The 21,803-nt window shown below is 37.3% G+C and carries 16 protein-coding genes; 11 read left to right on the top strand and 5 right to left on the bottom strand.

The genetic code is table 11. The features are described 5' to 3' along the window. The first annotated feature begins 2 nt into the window (after positions 1-2). Entirely contained in the window at positions 3-1,070 is a 1,068-nt protein-coding gene (locus tag KORDIASMS9_RS12335; protein WP_114903131.1) for a glycosyltransferase family 1 protein, read from the top strand. Positions 1,071-1,194: 124 nt separating this feature from the next. Continuing rightward, positions 1,195-1,791, top strand: a complete 597-nt coding sequence (locus KORDIASMS9_RS12330) for a hypothetical protein (RefSeq protein ID WP_114903130.1) — start codon at positions 1,195-1,197, stop codon at positions 1,789-1,791. 90 nt (positions 1,792-1,881) lie between these two features. On the opposite strand, the gene KORDIASMS9_RS12325 is transcribed toward KORDIASMS9_RS12330, so the two are convergent. Both KORDIASMS9_RS12325 and KORDIASMS9_RS12320 read right to left on the bottom strand, forming a co-directional pair. Next, positions 1,882-2,832: a hypothetical protein gene (locus KORDIASMS9_RS12325; RefSeq protein WP_114903129.1), complete on the bottom strand. Its 951-nt coding sequence runs from the start codon at positions 2,830-2,832 to the stop codon at positions 1,882-1,884. Positions 2,833-2,838: 6 nt separating this feature from the next. Further along, entirely contained in the window at positions 2,839-3,435 is a 597-nt protein-coding gene (locus KORDIASMS9_RS12320) for a class I SAM-dependent methyltransferase (protein WP_114903128.1), read from the bottom strand. 74 nt (positions 3,436-3,509) lie between these two features. Here KORDIASMS9_RS12320 and KORDIASMS9_RS12315 point away from each other — a divergent pair, with 74 nt between their 5' ends. From KORDIASMS9_RS12315 to KORDIASMS9_RS12295, 5 genes are all read left to right on the top strand, one after another. Next, complete coding sequence (locus KORDIASMS9_RS12315; protein ID WP_114903127.1) at positions 3,510-4,418, top strand: glycosyltransferase family 2 protein; 909 nt, start codon at positions 3,510-3,512, stop codon at positions 4,416-4,418. Further along, positions 4,415-4,975 carry an L-threonylcarbamoyladenylate synthase gene (locus KORDIASMS9_RS12310; RefSeq protein WP_114903126.1) on the top strand — a complete coding sequence of 187 codons (561 nt, stop codon included), beginning with the start codon at positions 4,415-4,417 and terminating at the stop codon, positions 4,973-4,975. The genes KORDIASMS9_RS12315 and KORDIASMS9_RS12310 overlap by 4 nt, the downstream gene beginning before the upstream one ends. A 155-nt stretch (positions 4,976-5,130) precedes the next feature. Further along, positions 5,131-6,555 (top strand): CCA tRNA nucleotidyltransferase, encoded by a 1,425-nt coding sequence (locus tag KORDIASMS9_RS12305; RefSeq protein ID WP_114903125.1) that lies wholly within the window; start codon positions 5,131-5,133, stop codon positions 6,553-6,555. Continuing rightward, positions 6,556-7,590: a heme A synthase gene (locus KORDIASMS9_RS12300; protein ID WP_114903124.1), complete on the top strand. Its 1,035-nt coding sequence runs from the start codon at positions 6,556-6,558 to the stop codon at positions 7,588-7,590. It abuts the gene before it with no gap. A gap of 26 nt (positions 7,591-7,616) precedes the next feature. Further along, positions 7,617-8,126 (top strand): hypothetical protein, encoded by a 510-nt coding sequence (locus tag KORDIASMS9_RS12295; protein ID WP_114903123.1) that lies wholly within the window; start codon positions 7,617-7,619, stop codon positions 8,124-8,126. A gap of 285 nt (positions 8,127-8,411) precedes the next feature. Here KORDIASMS9_RS12295 and KORDIASMS9_RS12290 read toward each other — a convergent pair whose 3' ends face one another. Both KORDIASMS9_RS12290 and KORDIASMS9_RS12285 read right to left on the bottom strand, forming a co-directional pair. Next, positions 8,412-9,569 carry a radical SAM/SPASM domain-containing protein gene (locus KORDIASMS9_RS12290; protein WP_114903122.1) on the bottom strand — a complete coding sequence of 386 codons (1,158 nt, stop codon included), beginning with the start codon at positions 9,567-9,569 and terminating at the stop codon, positions 8,412-8,414. Continuing rightward, positions 9,569-10,528, bottom strand: a complete 960-nt coding sequence (locus tag KORDIASMS9_RS12285) for a hypothetical protein (RefSeq protein ID WP_114903121.1) — start codon at positions 10,526-10,528, stop codon at positions 9,569-9,571. The genes KORDIASMS9_RS12290 and KORDIASMS9_RS12285 overlap by 1 nt, the downstream gene beginning before the upstream one ends. Positions 10,529-10,808: 280 nt before the next feature. On the opposite strand from KORDIASMS9_RS12285, the gene KORDIASMS9_RS12280 reads away from it, so the two are divergent. Continuing rightward, the gene (locus KORDIASMS9_RS12280) at positions 10,809-11,867 is read left to right on the top strand and encodes a nucleoid-associated protein (protein WP_114903120.1); all 1,059 of its coding nucleotides are present in this window, start codon (positions 10,809-10,811) and stop codon (positions 11,865-11,867) included. A 487-nt stretch (positions 11,868-12,354) separates the two neighbouring features. Here the strand turns inward: KORDIASMS9_RS12280 and KORDIASMS9_RS12270 are convergent, their stop codons facing one another. Further along, positions 12,355-12,549 carry a hypothetical protein gene (locus KORDIASMS9_RS12270; protein ID WP_114903118.1) on the bottom strand — a complete coding sequence of 65 codons (195 nt, stop codon included), beginning with the start codon at positions 12,547-12,549 and terminating at the stop codon, positions 12,355-12,357. A 314-nt stretch (positions 12,550-12,863) separates the two neighbouring features. On the opposite strand from KORDIASMS9_RS12270, the gene KORDIASMS9_RS12265 reads away from it, so the two are divergent. The 3 genes from KORDIASMS9_RS12265 to KORDIASMS9_RS12255 all read left to right on the top strand — a co-directional run bounded on the left by KORDIASMS9_RS12265 (position 12,864) and on the right by KORDIASMS9_RS12255 (position 21,800). Continuing rightward, positions 12,864-13,766, top strand: a complete 903-nt coding sequence (locus tag KORDIASMS9_RS12265; protein ID WP_114905228.1) for an ABC transporter ATP-binding protein — start codon at positions 12,864-12,866, stop codon at positions 13,764-13,766. Between the two features lie 17 nt (positions 13,767-13,783). Continuing rightward, positions 13,784-14,614, top strand: coding sequence for an ABC transporter permease (locus KORDIASMS9_RS12260; RefSeq protein WP_114903117.1), 831 nt, complete (start codon positions 13,784-13,786; stop codon positions 14,612-14,614). Positions 14,615-15,080: 466 nt separating this feature from the next. Beyond that, on the top strand, positions 15,081-21,800 hold the full coding sequence (locus tag KORDIASMS9_RS12255) for a T9SS type B sorting domain-containing protein (RefSeq protein ID WP_114903116.1): 6,720 nt from the start codon (positions 15,081-15,083) through the stop codon (positions 21,798-21,800). The last annotated feature ends 3 nt before the right edge of the window (positions 21,801-21,803 follow it).

The following is a 21,803-nucleotide window of genomic DNA, read 5'->3' as shown; positions in this document are numbered from 1 at the left end:
TGATGAAAAACGTTTTTTTAGAATCTCACAACATCAAGAACTTGCATTTTGGCTTTGGACAATTCAATTATCATTTGATAAAAGGGTTGTATGAAGCGCAAATTGACGATTTTAAAATGACGCTTCACGCGAAAAACCTCAGCAAGCTTCAAAGCGAATTTGGCGATTATTTTGACTATAAAAAGTATCAATCATTTCGTCGTTATCCGTTGTTACGCATTCGGAAAAAGTACGATTTGTGGCATTCGTTGAATCAAAATATTAAGATTGAACCATATCACGACATTCCGTATTTGCTGACGGTTCACGATGTAAACTTTATTGAAGAAGAATCGAGCGATATGAACCACGAACGCAATATCCGTTTTCGTGAAAAACTAGAAAGAAGCAACGCAATTACGTATATTTCAAATTTCGCGAAAGCATCAACTCATGCACATTTTAACGTGCCAAACGTTCCCGAATATGTGATTTACAACGGAAATCCGATTCGTGACGTGACGCTTCCTGAAAACTATCAGCCGAAATTGGTGTCTGATAAACCCTATTTGTTTAGTATTGGCGAATTCACACCGCGCAAAAACTTCCACACTTTAGTAGAAATGCTCGCACTATTACCAGAATTTAATCTAATCCTTTCGGGAAACAACAATACCGAATACGCTGCTGGAAAACTCGCAGAAACCATTCAAAAACACAACTTACAAGAGCGCGTCATCATTACAGGAAAAATTGGCGACACAGACAAACAATATTACTTGCAAAACTGTGCAGCTTTTGTATTTCCGTCGTTGCGAGAAGGGTTTGGAATTCCGCCAATTGAAGCCATGCGTTTTGGAAAACCTGTGTTCTTATCAAACAAAACATCCTTACCCGAAATTGGTGGCGATCATGCTTTCTTTTGGGATCAATATGATGCAGAATATATGGCGAAAGTTTTAGAAAACGGAATGCACACGTTTGAAACGAACAAAAAAGTCTACGAAGAAGCATACATCAAACGCGCCAAAAGTTTTGATTGGAATGCGACGGCAAAAGAATACGAGAACGTATACCGAAGTTTACTGTAATTTTTCAGGTAGTTGGTTTTAGGCATTAGTCATATTTGACATTCAACAAAAAATTTACTGAACAACAACGCAACCATTTTTGTTGAAAAACATCTACAATGTATAAATTAAAACCAATACCACTATGAAAAAGTTACTTTTTACCACAGTTTTACTAGGAATCCTTTCTGCTTGTAATGTTGATGACGTGGAGTCCGATTTAATTACCGCAACTACCGAAAATACAACACAACAACAAGATATTTGCACTCCAGATCCTACGAATCCTCCAACGATTTTAGGAAGTACTTGGATACGTACAAGTGTTATGATTGAAACACCCATAGATGGAAATGGGGACGGTGTTTTTTCTAATGAATTACTAGCAGAAGTTAATTGCGATGGAGTTATTCTTTTTAGAGACAATTTTAAAGCTTCCAATCCAGTTTATGACAACTTTTTTCTATCTGTGATTGATGATGGAAATGGAAACCTCTCACAACAAATTTCATGTGGAATTGGTGACGGTTTGTTACCTACATATACACAAGAAGGAAATACGATACGCTTTTGCTATTCTGGAACAGTAGAATTTACCGCAACACTTTCTAATAATGAACAAACAATGACATTTGTGTTCCCATCGCAATCGGTATTTTTCAGTTTCAACGAAATTTTAAGAACCGATGGCACTGTGGAATCCTATCAAGGAAATGTGACAATGATATACACACGTCAATAAAAAATAGCACCCTGTAGACATCTTGTAATGTCTTAATTTTATTTAGTATTTAGGCAAAACACCATTGTTGCGAAAGTGACAATGGTTTTTTTATAAGTCAAAGATAGGTTGTACCCAATTTTTAATTCTGTATTTGGATAGAATCTTCTCGTCAATTTCTACATATTCAGAAGTCACAAAAGTTTCTGGAATTTCAATATTGTGTTCGTCTACAACGAGAATGTTTTGTGGATGGTAAAAATCGTAATTGACAATATCTTTATTGGTTGTAATAAGTTTTTTGCGATGTCCCAACGCTTCAAAAATACGGAATGACAAACCAACTTGTTCCGTTCGTTGAATTTCCACAATAATCTTCGCTTTCTGAATCATTTGCGAAACTTCTTGAATACTTTTTTGCTTCGTAATGATCTTTACATATTTCGCTGGCATGTCGCTTCCGTTGTAGACTTGAATATTGTACGTCCAACCGTGTTGTTTCAAGTAGTTGGCTAAATTTTCTATCAGAGGAAAACGGTAATCGTTCGTTGAAATATTAAAAAACTGGTCCTCAAATTCCGCATGATTGCTTTCTTCAAAAATATAATTCGTCAAAAAAGACAAGTTGTATTTCTCTACATCCAATCGGTCATAACTGTATACTGTATCAAACATCGAAATAATGTCCACTTTTCGCGGAAAACGACGCGTGCTATCATAATAATAGGCGATAAATTTTTCAGTGTGACTTTTGATAAACTGTAACAAATCATCCGATAACATATCTGGACGAATGATAAAAATTTCATCTTGTTGCCCAAGTTCTTTTATGGAAGCTTTGATTCTGTCAGTGACAAACGTCTTTTTAAAATTCTTTCCGAAAATCAATTTTGAAAAAAAATTCTGCGCTTTGTGAAGCGTATTTTTATACTGAAACGCAGGTTGATCCAAATACAAAATCTGCGCGTCCACACCTTCGTATTGTTGCAAAGCCTTTTGAATATGGGACGTATAACCAAATGCAAAAGGCGCAATGATGAGTATTTTTTTAGAAGATTTCAACAGAAATTACACAATAATTCCCAATCCGTTGCAATGCGGATAATTGTACACACGCTTTCCCGTAGCTTTCGCAATGTCAATGACAGCACGGCGCACTTCTGGAAAACTTTCCGTATCATGAAAAACAGTACATTCACTATGCTGTGCTGCCCACAATCCGCATTCGTACGTTTCTTTGTAATTGTGTACAATATCTACATGCGAAAAATTGTATTGCTTCTCGTCTTTTGCAATCCAGTCGCGGTAATCTGACCTGATCAACTCAATATTTTTATATTCCGCTAAAGACGCTTTTGTCTTTTCGTAATGATCACCTTTATGATCGGTATGTTCATCCCCAATAAAAATATCAATTCCTTTTACTTCCTTAAAATAGTTAGAAAATACGACCGAAGAATAGCCAAATTCTACACCAAATTCAATACAAGAGTCGCGACCAATATTGAAGCGTTCTAAAATATCTTCAATAATCAATTCGAGTCCTGCCCAAGCAGTCACCATTTCCTTCATCTTTTCTGGCTTGGTCTTTTTGATTGGCACATAGGTTTCTATCGGCAATCTTTTGTGTAAAAGGTATTTTTTAAATTTTGAGCGAAGTCCCATATTTGTGGTTTGTGTTTCCGCAAAAGTATAAAATTCAACCTAAATTTATGTAATTTTGCCAAACAACTACATTTATGAAAGATATTTCGATTGTTATCATCAATTACAACACGGCAACATACACCTTAGAATGTATCAATTCTGTGATTAAATTTACCGACAAAACACTGTCGTATGAAATTGTAGTCGTGGATAACAATTCCAACCCTGAAGATTATGCGCATCTACACGAAAACTTTCCAAAACACGATCATATTTCATTGCACAGAAGCGTGATCAATACAGGTTTTGGTGGCGGAAATATGTTTGGCGCACAATTTACCAACGGAACATATATTTTATTCTTGAATAATGATGCGATGTTGCTCAACGATTGCTTGTTCATTTTACACAACTATATGGAAAACCATCCAAATATTGGTGTGACAACGGCACAAAACTATGACGAACACAATAAGCATGTGATTTCGTTTGATCATGACAAAGGTATTCGCAAGTTGTTATTAGGACGTAGCTTTTTGGAGAAAAACTGGGCTTCACAATTCCCAAAACGCAAAACAGCATATACAGAACCTGTTTCAGTCAACTTTGTCAATGGAGCTTTTATGTTTTTCAGACGAGAAGCTTTTGAAGCTGTTGGCGGATTTGACACGAATATTTTTCTCTATTTTGAAGAAATGGACATCTGTTTCCGTTTACGACAGAAAGGATTCTCAAGTGTATTGGTGCCCGAAGCCAAAATTTTGCATTATCAAGGTGTGAGTACTGGCGTTTCAAAAGCCATTAGCAAAGAAGGCATGATTTCACATTTATATGTGATTAAAAAAAATTATTCGCACGCCAAATATCTTTTTATTAGAACGTATTTTTGCTTGAGCTTTCTTATCAAGCCAAAAAAATGGTTCATGCTTTCGCTGGTTTGGAAAGGCGCACATTTGTCAAAATCATTAAAACAACAACAGCAAATTCGATTTGAATCATGACGGAAGAAATTCTAAAAACCTTGGAACAGTTGCAGTTGGGAAACACCATTTTATATCCTACTGATACCGTTTGGGGATTGGGTTGCGATGCTACAAATCCGGCAGCCGTTCAAAAAATTTATACTTTAAAAAACCGCGAAGAAAGCAAAGCGTTAATCTGTTTGGTCAGTGATACGCGCATGTTGGAACGTTTTATTGAGGAAATTCCCGAAGTTGCGTATGATCTCCTAGAAGCTACTGACAAACCCACCACAATTATTTATGACAATCCTGTAGGAATTGCGGAAAATCTTGTTGCAACAGATAAAACACTTGCCATTCGTATTCCTGATGATGAATTTTGCCAAAAACTCATTCGTAAATTCAAACGCCCGATTGTATCTACTTCTGCAAATATCAGCGGACAACCCACGCCAACATCTTTTGCTGAAATCAGCAACGGCATCAAAAACGGCGTAGATTATATTGTGAATTTAAAAGATGATAAAAAAGCAGCAGAACCGTCAACGATCATTCAATTGCGTACCAACGGAGAAATTAAGATTATTAGGAAGTGATGTTTTGTGAAGTCGGGAGACTTTACAAAACATCACATGAAAACATTACAAAGCATACACAAAAAGAAGTTTAGTAAAGTCTCCCGACTTTACTAAAAGACTTTACAAAAAATACCGAAAACATTCGTAAATTTGCATTCCAATTATAGTGCCGAATGAATTACAAAGAAGCCTTACAACTCAACATATTTTCAACCATTTCCAAAGCAGCTAGTGAATTACAATTAGAAACCTATGTAATTGGCGGTTTTGTGCGCGATTTTCTATTGAAACGTGGCGATGCAAAAGATATTGACGTAGTCGCTGTAGGCAGCGGAATCGAACTCGCAAAAAAAGTAGCTTCACTCTTACCAAACAAACCGAAAGTGCAAGTGTTTAAAAATTATGGTACTGCCATGATTAAAACCAAAGAAATTGAAGTCGAATTTGTAGGCGCACGCAAAGAAAGTTACGAACGCGGCAGTAGAAATCCTGCGGTAGAAAACGGAACATTGCAAGACGATCAAGATCGACGTGATTTTACGATCAATGCCATGGCACTGAGTTTGAACGAAGATACGTTTGGCGATTTGCTCGATCCATTCAATGGTCTACAAGATTTGGCAGATAAACGAATTGTAACGCCGCTCGATCCCGATATTACCTATTCGGACGATCCGTTGCGTATGATGCGCGCAGTGCGATTTGCAACGCAATTACATTTTACCATTGATCCAGTTTCACTCGAAGCAATTACACGAAATGCGGATCGTATCAAGATTATTTCAAAAGAACGTATTGTCGTAGAATTGAATAAAATTCTGATGAGCAACCAACCTTCTATAGGTTTTATTTTGTTAGAAAAAACAAAGCTTTTACCCTACATTCTTCCAGAATTAGTTGCACTAAAAGGAATTGACGAAAAAGAAGGACAACGACATAAAGACAATTTTTATCACACGTTAGAAGTTGTGGATAATATCTGTCCAAATACGGACAATGTTTGGTTGCGTTGGGCAGCGTTGTTGCACGATATTGGAAAAGCTCCGACCAAAAAGTTTACCAAAAAAGCGGGTTGGACATTTCACGGACACGAATTTATCGGTGGAAAAATGGTGTACAAACTCTTCAAGCGTTTGCACATGCCATTGAATGATAAAATGAAATTTGTTCAAAAAATGGTCACGATGAGTTCGCGACCAATTGTACTATCACAAGATGGTGTGACCGATTCTGCCGTACGACGTTTGGTATTTGATGCAAGCGATTATGTAGATGATTTAATGACATTGTGCGAAGCAGACATCACCACGAAAAACCCAAAAAAATTCGAAAGATATCACAACAACTTTAAAATGGTTCGTGAAAAAATCGTGGAAGTTGAAGAACGTGATCATGTGCGTAATTTTCAGCCACCAGTTTCGGGTGAAGAAATCATGCAGACTTTTAACTTGAAGCCTTCCCGAGAAATCGGAATCATAAAACACGCCATTAAAGAAGCAATTTTAGAAGGCGAAATTCCCAACGAATACGAAGCGGCACACGCATATATGATTACCAAAGGAAAAGAATTAGGACTCGTAGAAAATACAGAAAGATAAATGAAGCAGCATTTTCACAACATTGCAAAAGGTAGTTTAATTTTAGTGTACATTGTCATTATTGCGGGCGCAGTGGTACGCATGACAGGCAGCGGAATGGGCTGTCCTGATTGGCCAAAGTGTTTTGGGTATTACATTCCGCCAACGGAAGAAGCGCAATTGCAATGGCAACCGAATCATTTTTATGAAGATGGTATGGTCATTATTGTGGACAAAGCGCTTCAAGTTGCTAAAGAAGATTTTACCACTACTACGACATTCAATATTGAAAACTGGGAAGCGTATACAAAACATGATTATGCAGTTTTCAACGCGTTTCACACCTGGGTAGAATATATCAATCGGTTGTTTGGTGCCTTGGCTGGTTTGGCTACGTTGCTGCTATTTGTAGGTTCTTTTTGGTTTTGGAAAGAGAAAAAAATCATCACATTTTTATCATTTTTTACCGTTGCAGGTATGGGATTTCAAGCGTGGTTGGGAAAAACGGTAGTAGATTCAAACTTAGCGCCGTTTAAGATTACGATTCACATGGTCATGGCGTTGCTGATTGTTGCCGTATTGCTATACATTGTCCATGCCACTTCACGCAAAGTGAAAGCACACAAGCCAGATGCAACGTGTACAAAACTACTCTATGTTGCGATTGTGTTGACGTTGGTTCAGATTATTTTAGGAACACAAGTACGACAGTTTGTGGATGAACAAGTAAAAACGCTGGGCGAAAATGCACAATCGTTGTGGTTGGCAAATCCGGAGTTAGATTTTTACATTCACCGCACGTTTTCTATCGTTGTTTTATTGGTGAATATTTGGTTGTTGTATCGTTTCCGAAAACTGGCTTTAGGCTTTACAAAAATGTATTGGGTATTTGTTTTATTAACGCTGGAAATCCTTTCGGGAATTGCCATGTATTACTTTGATTTTCCGTTTGGTACACAAACCATCCACATTGTTTTAGCCGCAATTTTATTCGGAATTCAATTTTATTTGATCTTAGAAGCCAAGAAAGCTCAAAACAACGTAGAAAGTTTGTAAATTTGCATTCCATTTTTTAAAAGATCATGATTTATAGATTTAGAATAATATTAGATGCAACGGAAGATGTCTTTAGAGATATTGAAATTCAGGAAGATGCAACGTTTGAAGATTTCAGCAATGCCATCACACAAGCGTTTGGATTTGACGGTATGGAAATGGCGTCTTTTTACGTGAGCGATGACGAATGGAATCAAGGTGAAGAAATTTCACAGTTCGATATGGGAGAAGGACCTGATACTCCGAGTCTGATGAACGAAACTACTTTGGACAGCGTTTTTTCAGAAGATCAAACACGCATGATTTATGTGTATGATTTCTTAAATATGTGGACGTTTTTGATAGAATTGGCAGAAATTGCGGATCCAATCAACGGCATATTGTACCCAAATTTGTTGTTTTCTCACGGAATTCTTCCAGACAGCGCGCCCGACAAACAGTTTGAAGCGGACGAAGATCCGTATGGTTTAAACGATGATGATGATTTAGACATCAACGATTACGATAGTTTGAATTTTGACGAAAACTGGAACTAGCTTCGACAAAAGGTCAGCTACCTGTTTTCGGCAAAGGCTCAGCTAGCTTAATTTGGCAAGTTTGATTCGATAATTTTTGGGCGTTCCCATTTTTTAGTTGCTTCTGCACTAAAAAACGGTCAGGCTCTCGGCAGTCGCTTTTTGCAAACTGTCATTCCTGCGCAGGCAGGAATCCATTTTACAAAAGAGCTCCAACAAAGCCTCCATCCTTAACACGAAAGTGCCTTACGAAAATGAAAGTAGCAATAGAACACATCTCACGAAAGTGAAAAAAATTATAATTATTTAAAAATTAGTCATTGCTTGGGCAACGAAAGAGTATAAAGGATTGTAATGTTTTTGAATGAACAATTGATTTTTTTCTCTCCAAAGTTTAGTACTCATTTTATCCACAATAGGAATGAGCATTTTTTCATGATAACAGGCTACAGGACTTGCCTTTGAAACACTTTTTGTAGAAGCGTAGTTGATACACGAACACCAAGTAGAACAACGCTCTTTTAGTTTGCATCCTGCACATTCTGGCTTCTCTTTAATAACGTCTGCTCTAAACTGATTTAATTTAGCACTTACAAATCCTTTTTTAACAGTTCCTAATTGCACATTTGGATCTGCTTGATGCACTGGTTTTACAAATTGCATACAAGGATAAAGATCACCATTGGGCGCAATAGAAATTTGATTGTTTCCAATACTACATTTATTGCCGCATGCCGCTGGTTTTTTTGTATGTGTTTGAATGCGTTCATCAAAACTGCTAAAGTAAAAATGCTCTACATTGTTGCACTTTTCTTCATACCATTTTGACAGTTTTTCATATTCCGAAGCTAAAATTTCAAAATCTTGATACGTCCACTCTGCGGAATAATCTAACGTACAGTTAATAAAATGCAATCCTTGATCGTAAATCCAAGTGATATTTTCATATAGATTTTTTGAAGACGCTGGAGTTACTACACAAAAAGCATTTGTAAAAGGATTGTGTTTTAATACATTTTGTATGGTACGATCCATGATTTTGGAGTAATCGGAATTTCCAATTGTTGGACGTTGTTTCTGCATCGTTTCAGGAGTTCCGTCTAAACTCAAAGAAACCATAATGTTTCTATCGGTCAAATTTTTCATCAAGCTTTCGGTTAGCAATAATCCGTTTGTTGATAATTGACCTACGATATTTACTTCTTCTCCCAATCTTCTTTTACATTCATCATGTATATAAAAGAGTTTTTCTGTTTCCATTAAAGGTTCGCCACCTAAAAAAGCAAGCACTAATTTGGTTGCTTTTTTTCTTTGCACTTCAGCTACTACAAAATCAATAGATTCTTGTGTTGTAGCGTCAGTCATAGAAGCTTTTGTTTTTTCTCCTGCGTAACAGTAACTACAACGCATGTTGCAATCGTGTGTAACATGAAAATTTGCGGTATATTTTATGGATGTACTCATTAATATCTCCCTTCTGATTTTGCCCAATCTATATAGTCTTGAACTAGGTTTTCTAATTTTTCGATAGCTTTTTTTCTAGCATCTCCGCCTCTTTTGACGTAATTTCCCTCTTCATCAATGATTCCACCATAAGAATGATATGAAAGTTCGTCATTGTACATGGATAATGCTGCAATATTTGTAGCATCTTCCTTTACCAATTGTTTCATTTCCTGTAAGTCGACAACGTCATCGTGATAAGCGTCCAAAATTTCCTTTCCATAGTCTTCATCAGCGCGATTTGGATTTTCTTTAATGTACTTTGCTATTTGTTCTCTGAGCGCAGTATTATAATACAAGTGTTGTTTTAATTCTAAAAGTTTGTAATATCCTTTTCGGTTGCTTAGGTTTTTTAGAAATTCTTTTTCAATTGTATAGCGATTCGGATCGTCTTTTATTTTTTCTTTTAATTCGTTATATGCTTTCATGTCTTCTTTAGACAATGAATTCCCTCTAATATTTCCACGCCAAGATTGATAACAATCAGGAGCAGTACTATTATGATCTAACCACACATAGCCAATGTTGTGTTTTTTATTGTATCCTGTTGCATTAAAATGAAGTCCATCATTAGAAACTGGATACTCTTTTACAAGTTCAATTTTGTTAGCTAAGAAAATAGAATCAATAATTTTTATAGCTGTCGATCTGTTAAGTCTGTCTGGTAAACCTGTTCCAAAAGCTGCATAAGTATGTGGGAAACCCAATTCTTTAAATTTTATTGGATTTTCCTTTACTTCATTAGAAGTATTGGTAGTTCCCGAAAATGCAAAAAGTCCAAAGACACCTAAGAATGCAGTGGCATAGTATCCTGTTTTGGTCACATTTTTAGACATTTGAAGCGGACTTTGATCTAAATAAGAAGGATATTTTGGTGTTTTATATCTTCTTTTCGGAGTAACTTTTAATGTAGTTTTCATAGTATCGGTTTCTGTTTTTGCAACAATAAAGATACCAAAAGAGTTTTTTTATAAAAAATTACATGAAATTATGTTGATAGTTAAATGAAAAGTTTGCTTTTGCTTTTTGTTTTTTTAGCTATTTTTGCCAAAAAGTATAGAAGCTTTTTTAAGACTAGAAAATGAGCTTTTACAAAACTTCATTCTGAACGCAGAAGTTCTCACGAAAGTGGAAACATTCATAGAAACATTCTCACGAAAGTGAAAAAAATATAACAATATAAAAATTACACCCTAACGAATGATCAATTTATACAGTGCGCAGATTAACGATATTTCTATTCATAAAGTAGGAAATAAAAGTAGAAACGAAAACGTATTTCTCTCGTCAGATCCGTATCAATTAACGGACGAAATTACACCTTTGTTGAAAGAATATTTTTTTAAACCATTTCGTGAAAAGGAAGAAAATTATTTTCAATTTACGAATGAAGTCGATTTAGAGTTTAATCAGTTGTATACGATTGTCTCGGACGTTTTTAACGATCCGTCTAGCGTGCATGAAAATTCTAAAAAGATTGCTTCGTTGCTGTTTGAACAATCACAGCATCCGCATATTAAAAGTGGCGAAGTGTATGTGGGACATTTTGAAAATGTAGTGATTGATAATGAAAAAGTAGACGCCGTTGGTATTTTTAAATCGGAAATTAAAAACGATTTTTTACAGTTTGAAGAAAAAGGAAGCAATTTGGACGTATTGTTACAACAAGGAGTTTCGTTGAACAAATTGGACAAAGGTTGCATCATTTTCAACATCAAAAAGGAAGAAGGCTATAAAATTTTGTCAGTAGATAGCAATAAATACGATACCAAATATTGGTTGGATCACTTTTTAGGCGTAGATATTTTTGAAGATGAAAACTTCTACACGAAAAAGTACTTAAAGTTCTGTCAAAACTTTGCCAAAGACGTAGTTTTTCCTGCGGAAGATAAGAAGGAAGAAGTGATGTTTATGAACCGTGCGGTGAATCATTTTGCGAAAAACGACACTTTTGAAGAGACTGAGTTTTTAAACGAAGTGATTGACAATCCTGATTTGATTCCTGAGTTTAAGCATTATAAAGTAGAAAAAGGACCAAAATATAGCATTGAAGATGTTTCTGAGTTTCCTATTGCGAACAAAGCGGTTTCATCAGCTAGAAAAAGCATCAAGAATACGATTAGTTTGGACACCAATATTCAAATTAAGATGGACTTTATCAATCCGGAATCTGCAGAGAAATTTGTAGAAAAAGGTTGGGACGAAGAAAAGCAGATGTATTATTACTTGGTATATTTCAACAAAGAACAAAAAGCATAAATGGAAAAGCCTTTACCGAAATAGTAAAGGCTTTTCCATTTTTATTTAATTTCCGTTTCTTCATCCCATAGACCCTCAGATCCAAGCCCACATTAAGGTATACAGAGTGCAACCAGTGGTAGCGTTCGTTCCTGCACACATACCATAACAAGATAAATTAGCACTGGTATTGGTTTCACAATAATGAACAGTATTTCCCCCTTTAATAGAATACATTTTGTTAACCGATGCTACAGATTTTTTGTTTAAACTCAAATTTTTAATACTACGTTTCTTCATAATTTAAAATTTTAATGTTTGATGTTTTATGAAGCCAAAGTATGCAGAAAATGAATTTTCAACGAAGAAAAGAAGTCTCAATGCGTCCGTTTCCTCCCAAAAAAGAAGATTATTGTAACCAATTTATAAAATGATAGTTTAAAAAGTATTCGCGTAAAAAAATCCCCATGTAACATACATGAGGACTTCTTCTATACTTACATTTTTTTTAGAAGAATCTACATTCTTGTGCTCCAAGACCGAAGATGCAAATACAGACTTGCAGATCCATTAAGCAATTTCCTGGTGTTGCAAATCCGCCACAAGCTGTACATACAGCTGGATCTACACCTCCCGTAATTTGCGATTGTTCTTTTTTGTCTAATTCTTTAGCTCCTTCTACTTTTAAGATTTTTTTTAACATGATTAAAAATTTAAGTTGCGCTTACTCTGTTTATGGTAGGTTTTTCAGCTTCCCCCTTTTTCATAGCTATGAATACTCTACCTAAGATACTGAATACCTTGATTTTACAAGAATTTTACTTCATAAATTTTACTTAAAACTGATAGTTTTAGAAAGAAAAAGAGTAAAACCACTTTTGTGCGTCAATTTGTAAAATGACATAATGACCAAAAAAAGCTGCGAAATTTTATTTTCTTAAAGGTTTGCCTGTATTTTGTAACAATTTTACGCTTGTGTCGTCAACTATGTACAATCAATCAAAAAACTACATTACATTGGAAACAATCCTCACACTGCAAAATCTGAGTAAAAATTACAAGAAAGTCAAAGCAGTACAAAACTTATCATTTACCATAGAAAAAGGAAATGTGTATGGCATTTTAGGACCCAACGGAAGCGGAAAATCTACGACCTTAGGAATGGTCTTAAATGTTGTCAACAGAACTTCTGGAAACTTTCATTGGTTCAATGGTAATGTTGCGGTACACGATGCTTTGAAACGCGTGGGCGCTATTATTGAACGTCCAAATTTTTACCCGTACATGACCGCTTACGACAATTTAAAGCTGGTATGTAAAATTAAAAATGTATCGAAAGATAAAATCGACGAAAAGCTGGAACTAGTAGGGCTTATAGACCGAAAGGACAGCAAGTTTAAAACATTTTCTTTAGGAATGAAACAACGTTTAGCCATTGCTTCTGCCCTTTTGAATGATCCTGAAATTTTAATTTTAGATGAACCTACCAACGGATTAGATCCGCAAGGAATACATCAAATTAGAGAGATTATTAAAGAAATTGCAACCCAAGGAACGACTATTTTATTGGCGTCTCACCTGTTGGATGAAGTAGAAAAAGTATGTTCCCATGTGGTTATTTTACGCCAAGGAGTTAAAATTTATGCTGGTCGTGTAGATGAAATGGTAGCAAGTCAAGGATTTTTTGAGTTGAAAACTGACAAAGAAGCTGAACTGCTAGAATTGTTAGAAGCGCATCCTTCTTTTGGAACTGTTAACAAAGAGGAAGACATCATCAAAGCCTTCTTAACAGAACCTCTCAATGCAGCCGATTTCAACAAAGCGATGTTTGCACAAGGAATTGTGTTATCGCACTTAGTCAATCGAAAAGAAAGCTTAGAAGAGCAATTCTTGCAGTTAACTGAAAACCAATCTAACTAATTTTACTACCGACAACTATGTTACGTTTATTACAAATAGAATTTCAAAAATTATGGTTGAATAGAACGAGTAGAATCTTAATCTACGTTTCGTTTATTTTTCCACTTTCCATATTGATCCTTTCGTCTATAAAAATTAACTTTTTTGGGTTGTTTATCATAGACTTATCGGAAACACAAATCTTTGAGTTTCCATACATTTGGCATATTACCACGTTTTTTATTGCCTTTTTCAAATTTTTCTTTGCCATTGTGGTCGTCTCCATGATTGGGAATGAATATAGCAATCGGACACTCAAACAAAATCTCATTGACGGTTTAAGCAAGAAAGAAGTTATTCTCTCAAAGTTTTATTTCATATTGGCTTACAGTCTTGTTGTTACGGCATTGGTATTTGTGATTACATTATTTATAGGTATTTCAAACGCACCTTCATCTGCTCTGTATGTAGACATTATTTTTGATGGTACTGAATTTATTTTAGGATATTTTGTAAAGCTTCTCACATTCTTTAGTTTGTGTTTGTGTGTAGGTGTTTTAATAAAGCGTTCGGCGTTTTCCTTAGGCTTTTTATTCATTCTATATATTGCTGAAATGATTTTTTATGCGCTGACAAAATTTGAATGGTCCAATACGCAAACGGCAGATAGCATTTTTCAGTTTATGCCCTACACTTCTATGTGGAATTTAATCAATGATCCTATAACACGAATGATCAATGTAAACAATCCTGGAGAAATGCGCCCAACAGATTATGCCGTGCATTGGTATGAAATTGTCATTGCACTTTCGTGGGTTGCGGTCTATATCTTTTTATCCTACCGATTACTCAAACGAAGAGATTTATAACAAAATAGTAAACTCGTTTTAACTTTTAGAATGTAAGCGAAAATTAGAAATTTTAAGTACTGTAGAAAGCTTTTTTGAGTTTCATAGTTGCGTTACGAACCAAAGAAAAGGTGAAAACAGCACTTAAAAGAGCCATTTTCTAGCAAATTAAAAAAGTTTAAGCGAGTTTACAGTATACTATTCTCATAGATTTTACAGAAAGGGCGAAGCAATTCGCTCTTTTTTTAGTTGTAATTACTATCTTTGACGGCTATTGAGTATGGAAAATTGCTATGAAGTATCTCACTATATAAATGCCATCTTTATCCCAGAAAAAATTACATTTCTGGCATTTATATAAAATTGTTATTTCAATCCTACTCTTTTTTAAAACAAAACAATTCTCAATACTGTAAAATAATAACCCTATAAAAGAGTTATTACAATGGATTATTGAGCTTTATATTTTAGAAAATATCGATCACAGATGAAAAAAATTTTACTATTCATTCTTATTACTTTACCAACCATTTTATGTGCTCAGGGAGAAGCCTCTAACTGGTATTTTGGACAAAATGCAGGATTACAATTTGATATTGGCACCGGAAATGTAACGGCTGTTACTAATGGAAGTTTAGACACCTTGGAAGGTTGTGCTTCCATTTCTGACATCAATGGTAATTTATTATTCTATACGGATGGAATTACGGTCTGGAATAGAACCCATACCATTATGACAAATGGAACTGGATTAAATGGAGATAGTTCAAGCACATCATCTGCCATCATTGTTCCAAAACCACAAGATCCAAACATCTATTACATTTTTACGGTTGATGAGCCACATCATAATGATGGCGGTATCAATCATGGACTTAATTACACAGTTGTTGACATGTCTGATGGAATTGGTTTTGTAGACAATGCTGAAAAAAATGTACCCTTAATTACGTATGATACAACTGATACACAGGAAACACGTTTTAAATGTTCTGAAAAAATATCAGCTGTAAAAAGTTCAGATTGTGAATCTTTTTGGGTAATTACACACTTCATTGACGACTTTTATGCGTTTAAAGTAGACAACATTGGTGTAGATACGACTCCTGTAGTCAGTACAACACCAACCGAAATTCCAATATCAGGATACAGAAGAAATGCGCTTGGCTACTTAAAAGCGTCGCCGCAAGGTGACAAATTAGCCGCAGCACATTTAGGACTTACTACTGTAGAAGGAGGAAATGGTCCTGGAAAAGTAATGCTCTACGACTTTGACAATAGTACAGGTATTGTAACCAATGAATTAGAATTGTACAACGGTGATGCTCCTTATGGAGTTGAATTCTCTCCACAAGGAACCAAACTATACGCAACTGTCGGTTTAGGAAATAGTGGAACTGGAAATAGTTTGCTACTACAATACGACTTGTTATCCGCTAACATTCCAGCGTCGCAATTTACGGTAGACAACTCTTCAATATATTCCGCAGGAGCAATTCAAGTAGGAATTGATGGTAAAATATACCGTGCACTACTCGATTTTGGCAACATAAACAACTCAGGGCGCTTTTTAGGAGTTATTGAAAATCCTGAAGTAGACGGAGCGTCTGTTATTTATAATGAAAACGGAATATTAGTTGACATCACAAATACCAATACAAATCTATCTCGCATTGGACTTCCGCCATTCATACAATCCTTATTTGCAACACCTGTAGACATTATCCGAAACGGAGTTTCTACCACAGAATTGTCATTGTGTACCACACAAAGTTATTCGCTAATTGCAGATGATATTCCTGGTGCCATCTATACCTGGACATACAATGGAACTCCACTAGCAGAAACTTCTTTTCAATTAAATTTAACAAACGTTACCTTAGCAGATGCAGGACTCTATCAAGTAGAGATAGATCCAAACAACGGCGAATGTCCTTCATTCGGAGAAGCCAATGTGTCCATATTTGAATTGCCCGTAGCAAATCCTATAGATCCTCAACTGATATGCGATGACAATAATGATGGCTTTTGGACGCTAGATTTGGATGCATTAGCTGCAACGGTATTGGGCGGACAAGACGCAATGCTATTCTCCGTAACATTTCATCCGACTCAAGGAGATGCAGACAGCAACACAAATGCACTGACAACTCCGTATACCAATCAAACAGCATACGGATTGGAACCAATTTTTGTTCGTATCGAGAACAATAACAATACAAGTTGTTCTGATACAACAATTTCGTTTGATTTCGATGTTTTCGATCAACCAACAGCAAACCCAGTCATGAATTACGAATTATGTGACGACACTGCCGATGGAGATGATACCAATGGTTTTGTTACGTTTGATCTTTCTACAATAAATACAGAAGTTTTGGTCGGACAAGATCCAATGCAATTCAACATTACATACCATCCAAACCCAGCGGATGCAAATGACTCTATGAATGTATTGTCGACAACATATGTAAACACAACTCCAGGTGGAAACCCAATAACAGCTCGTATTGAAAACATAGACAATCCAAATTGTTTTGATACAGTCACATTCAATGTGGTAGTACATCCACTTCCTGTGGTCATGCAACCTGTGGCACTGCTTCAATGTGATGATGACACGGATGGTATATCTGATTTCAACCTAACAGAAGCCAATTCATTACTATCAAACGATGCTGCTAACGAAACATTTACCTATTATACAAGTTTAGCGGATGCGCAAAACATTTCCAATCCGATCGCAAATGAAACCGCATACAGTAGTAGTAATGGCGGACAAGTTTTTGTAAGAGTCGAAACTGTAAATGATTGCTTCCGAACAGGAGAAGTAAACCTAATCGTTGGCGCAACACAAATTCCTACCACTTTCGGAATAAGCTATGAAGTTTGTGATGATACTGCTGTAGATGGTGACAATACCAACGGAATCGCTACGTTTGACTTTAGCGACGCGGATACGCAAATCAACGCGCTATTCACCGCTGCTGGTCAAAATCTTACAATCACATATTACGAAAACTTTACAGACGCTTTGGCGGAACAAAATGCGATTCCTGACATCAGCAACCATAGAAATGATGCTTCACCAAATGTGCAAAACATTGTAGTCCGTGTAGATAGTGATGTAAACAATGCCTGTCTAGGATTGGGAGAACACATTACACTCACGGTGAATCCACTTCCAGATCTAAATACAATTACGGATTATGTAGTGTGTAGTGATATCGCGAACCAATTCACGTTTGATTTAACGATAAAAGATACTGAAGTAATCAACGGGCAAGCCAACGTTACTGTTAGTTATCATGAATCGCAAGCGGATGCAGATGCAGACGCTAATGCCATTACAAGTCCGTATACCACCTTCCCAAGAACGATTTTTGTGCGTGCTACAAATACCATTACAGGCTGTGCCAATACGGAAATGAGCTTTGATTTAATTATCAATGAAAATCCAGTAGCGAATATACCAACAGATTTAATTGTCTGTGACGAACCGCCGTTTGACGGTTTCACTACGGTAGATTTAACCGTAAAATCGACTGAAATTGTGGGGACACAAACGGACGTATCTGTTCAATACTTTACAAATCAAGCAGATGCTGACAACAATACTAATGCGTTAGCTTCTCCATACGCAAATACAAGCAATCCACAAACCATCTTTGCACGTGTAGAAAATGGACTAACAGGTTGTTTCAGTACGACAAGTTTTAATATTGATGTAAACGATGCACCAGCAGCAAACCCCGCAACGCCACTAGAATACTGTGACACCGACAACGACGGAATCGGTATTTTCAATGTACGCGATTCTGAGAGTGAAATCACAGGCGGCGTATTGCCAGGTCAAGTAACAGTGACCTACCACGAAACCCCAGACGATGCAGATAGCAATGTCAACGCTTTGGCGGATGTGTATAGCAACATCACTCCGTACAATCAAACCTTGTATGTGCGTGTAGAAAATGTCCTTACGGGATGTTACAATGTGGTATCCTTAGATCTAATCGTGCACGATTCTCCTGAGATTGCTGCCTTGGATGCGGTAAGTCTCTCAGAATGTGATGATGATACCAATGATCAAATCGCACAATTCGATCTCACGCTAAGTGAGCTAGACATCCTAAACGGAGAAGACCCAACCACGCATATTGTTCGGTATTACAACACACAGGCAAATGCGATTGCAGGTACTCCTACAGGAGAAATCAACAATGTAAATGCCTATAGCAACATTCCACCGAGTCCACAGCTCATTTGGGTACGTGTGGAAGATCAAGTCACAGGCTGTTTTAGCATCACCAATCTAACACTAATTGTAGATGTGCCACCTGCGCTGACACAATTGCCAAACATAGAACTCTGTGATGCCATTACCTTAGGCGATGGTATCGAAGTCTTTGATCTAACGGCACTGGCAGAAGATCTTTTAAACAATGCTACAGGCATCAGTTTGGACTACTACGCTACTTTAGCCGATCTTACCAGTGACACACCGATTACAAATCCAGAAGCCTATGCCAATACCATCATCAATGTACAAACCATTTGGGTACGTGCCACCGATGATAGTACAGGTTGTCAAAGTACCATTAGCTTTAACATCTCGGTAAATCCACTTCCAAGTCCTACCCTTGATCCAAACGGGATGCTCCTAGCAGAGACCTGTGATGATGACAATGACGGTTTTGTAGCGACAGATTTAGCTGCGCTAGTCGCTGCGATTATCAACAATGAACCAGATGTGATCTACACCTTCCATGAGACAGAAACGGATGCCAATAACAACATAAATGCACTTAGCAGTCCGTATACAAATATCATCATGGACAGTCAAACTATCTATGTATTGGCAACCAATACTGTTACTGGCTGTTTTACAGTGACACCATTACAAATCAACATCATTCCCATTCCAATAGTACCTATTGAAATAGAAGACTTAGAGGTATGTGATGCTGCGGATAGCTTGGATGGGATTGCGATGTTTGATTTAACCCAGACACAGGCAGAAATCTTTGCAGCTCAAGATACGAGTAACCTTACACTGACCTATCACGAGAGTGAACAAGATGCGATTGATGATCTGTCACCAATTGTAAATCTTACCGATTACATCAATATCACTCCAAATCAACAAACCATTTGGGTACGTTTAGAAGATAACACGACCGCTTGTTATGCCATCGGAAGCTTTGACCTGCTTGTGGTGCCACCACCGGTGATTGTCACGCCACAACCTTTCTCCCTCTGTGATGATTTAGAGAGTGGTGATGAGAGTGATGAGATCAGCACCTTTGATCTAACAGATAAATATGATGAGATTACCAATGGAGATACCTCTTTGACACTGACATACTATGCTAGTGATGCAGACTTTGCCGCAGATATTCCAATTGCGGATCCAACGGCGTATCAAAACACAATGAACTTACAGGAGATCATCATTGTGGCTACCAATGCCGCAGGATGTACCACGGATACCAGAATGCTTCTTCGTGTGCTTCCAATTCCAACGCCAAACACCACGCCAACACCTTTAGAGGCATGTGATGATGACACGGATGGTGATGCGACCAACGGTATTTTAATCTTTGATCTAACACAGGCACAGGCAGAGATTGTCAACAATGAAGGCAATGTCACTGTCAGCTACCATACCACTGAGGTAGATGCAGCGGCGAATACCAATCCGATAGTAGATCCAACCATGTTTGCGGTAGACATGGCAACAGCCAATGAAAACGGACAGGTGATCATCTACGTAAGAGTACAGAGTGATATACAAATAGATAGCAATATGGAACCGTGTTACAAGGTGGTAGAATTACCAGTAATTGTACATCCACTCCCAGCACTGACCAGTATGACATTCAGTTATATCTTTTGTGAGTATGACACTGACAATGTGGGACAATTTATATGGGATGATGTAACGGCTTCGTTAGACCTACTGACCGCGCCACAGATGTTAGCAGACTTTACAGTAACCTATCACCCAACAGCGGCAGATGCTTTAGCAGGCACAGCGGCACTTGTGGATGGATATGAGAATATGGGCGAACCAGATACAGTCTTTATCCGAGTGGAGAATACTGCCACAGGCTGTTTCAATAGCAACAACATCGCCAGTGTCGACCTTACGGTAGAACCGATTCCAACGGCAACGGCACCAACGACCTATCAGGAGTGTGCTACTGATGAGAGCAATCAACTCATTGCCACCTTTGATCTGACTAGTTTAGATGCCACGATCATTGGTGGACAGTTAAACATGGAGGTGTCTTACTACACCACGGCAGTAGATGCAGCAGATGATATCAATGCCATTGTAGATCCTACAATGTATATCAACAGTGAAGATGTAGATAGCTTGATGCTCTTTGCAAGGGTAAGACAGACCATTACAGGCTGTCTGTCTGATCCAGTAATGGTGAGCTTGCAGGTGAATCCATTACCTGTATTCACCCTGCCAGCAGATGATATCTTATGTGTGGATGCAACCACAGGCACGACCGATGAGGGACCGATGATTGGGGTAGATTTAGGTGCAGGATACACCTATCTTTGGAATACTCCCAATGGAATAGAAAACACACCAACGGTGGCAGTAACCACGGCAGGAACCTATAGTTTGGTAATTACCGATGGAAACTTTCCAGAGACCAACTGTAGCTATAGCGACAGTGTGACCTATGAGGCATCTTCAGCGCCAGCGACGCTAGATATTCAAATTACCACACCAGCCTTTGCCGATACGCACAATGTGATTGCCACAGCAACAGGCGGTTCAGGCATCTATGAATACCAATTAGATGACGGAGGGTGGCAAGGCTTAGGAGAGTTCTTTGATCTCACGCCAGGCGAACACACGGTAACGGTGAGAGACACCAATGGTTGTGGGGAGCTAATTCGCACCTTTGAACTGATTGATTACATGGAATTCTTCACACCAAACGGAGATGAGTACAACCCAACGTGGAACATCATAGGACTGAGAAATCAGCCAGGAGCAAAGATTTATATCTTTGACAGGTATGGAAAACTCTTAAAACAAATCAGTCCCGCAGGACAGGGATGGGATGGAACCTTTAACGGATCTCCAATGCCATCACAGGACTACTGGTTTAGAGTAGAATATGTAGATCCATTCGATGGAACACCAAAAGAATTTATCAATCATTTTACTTTGAAGAGATAATTT

The organism is Kordia sp. SMS9, from assembly GCF_003352465.1.
Lineage (GTDB): Bacteria > Bacteroidota > Bacteroidia > Flavobacteriales > Flavobacteriaceae > Kordia.
The sequence above is the reverse complement of the archived record's forward strand: the minus strand, read 5'-3'. Positions and strand labels throughout refer to the sequence as shown.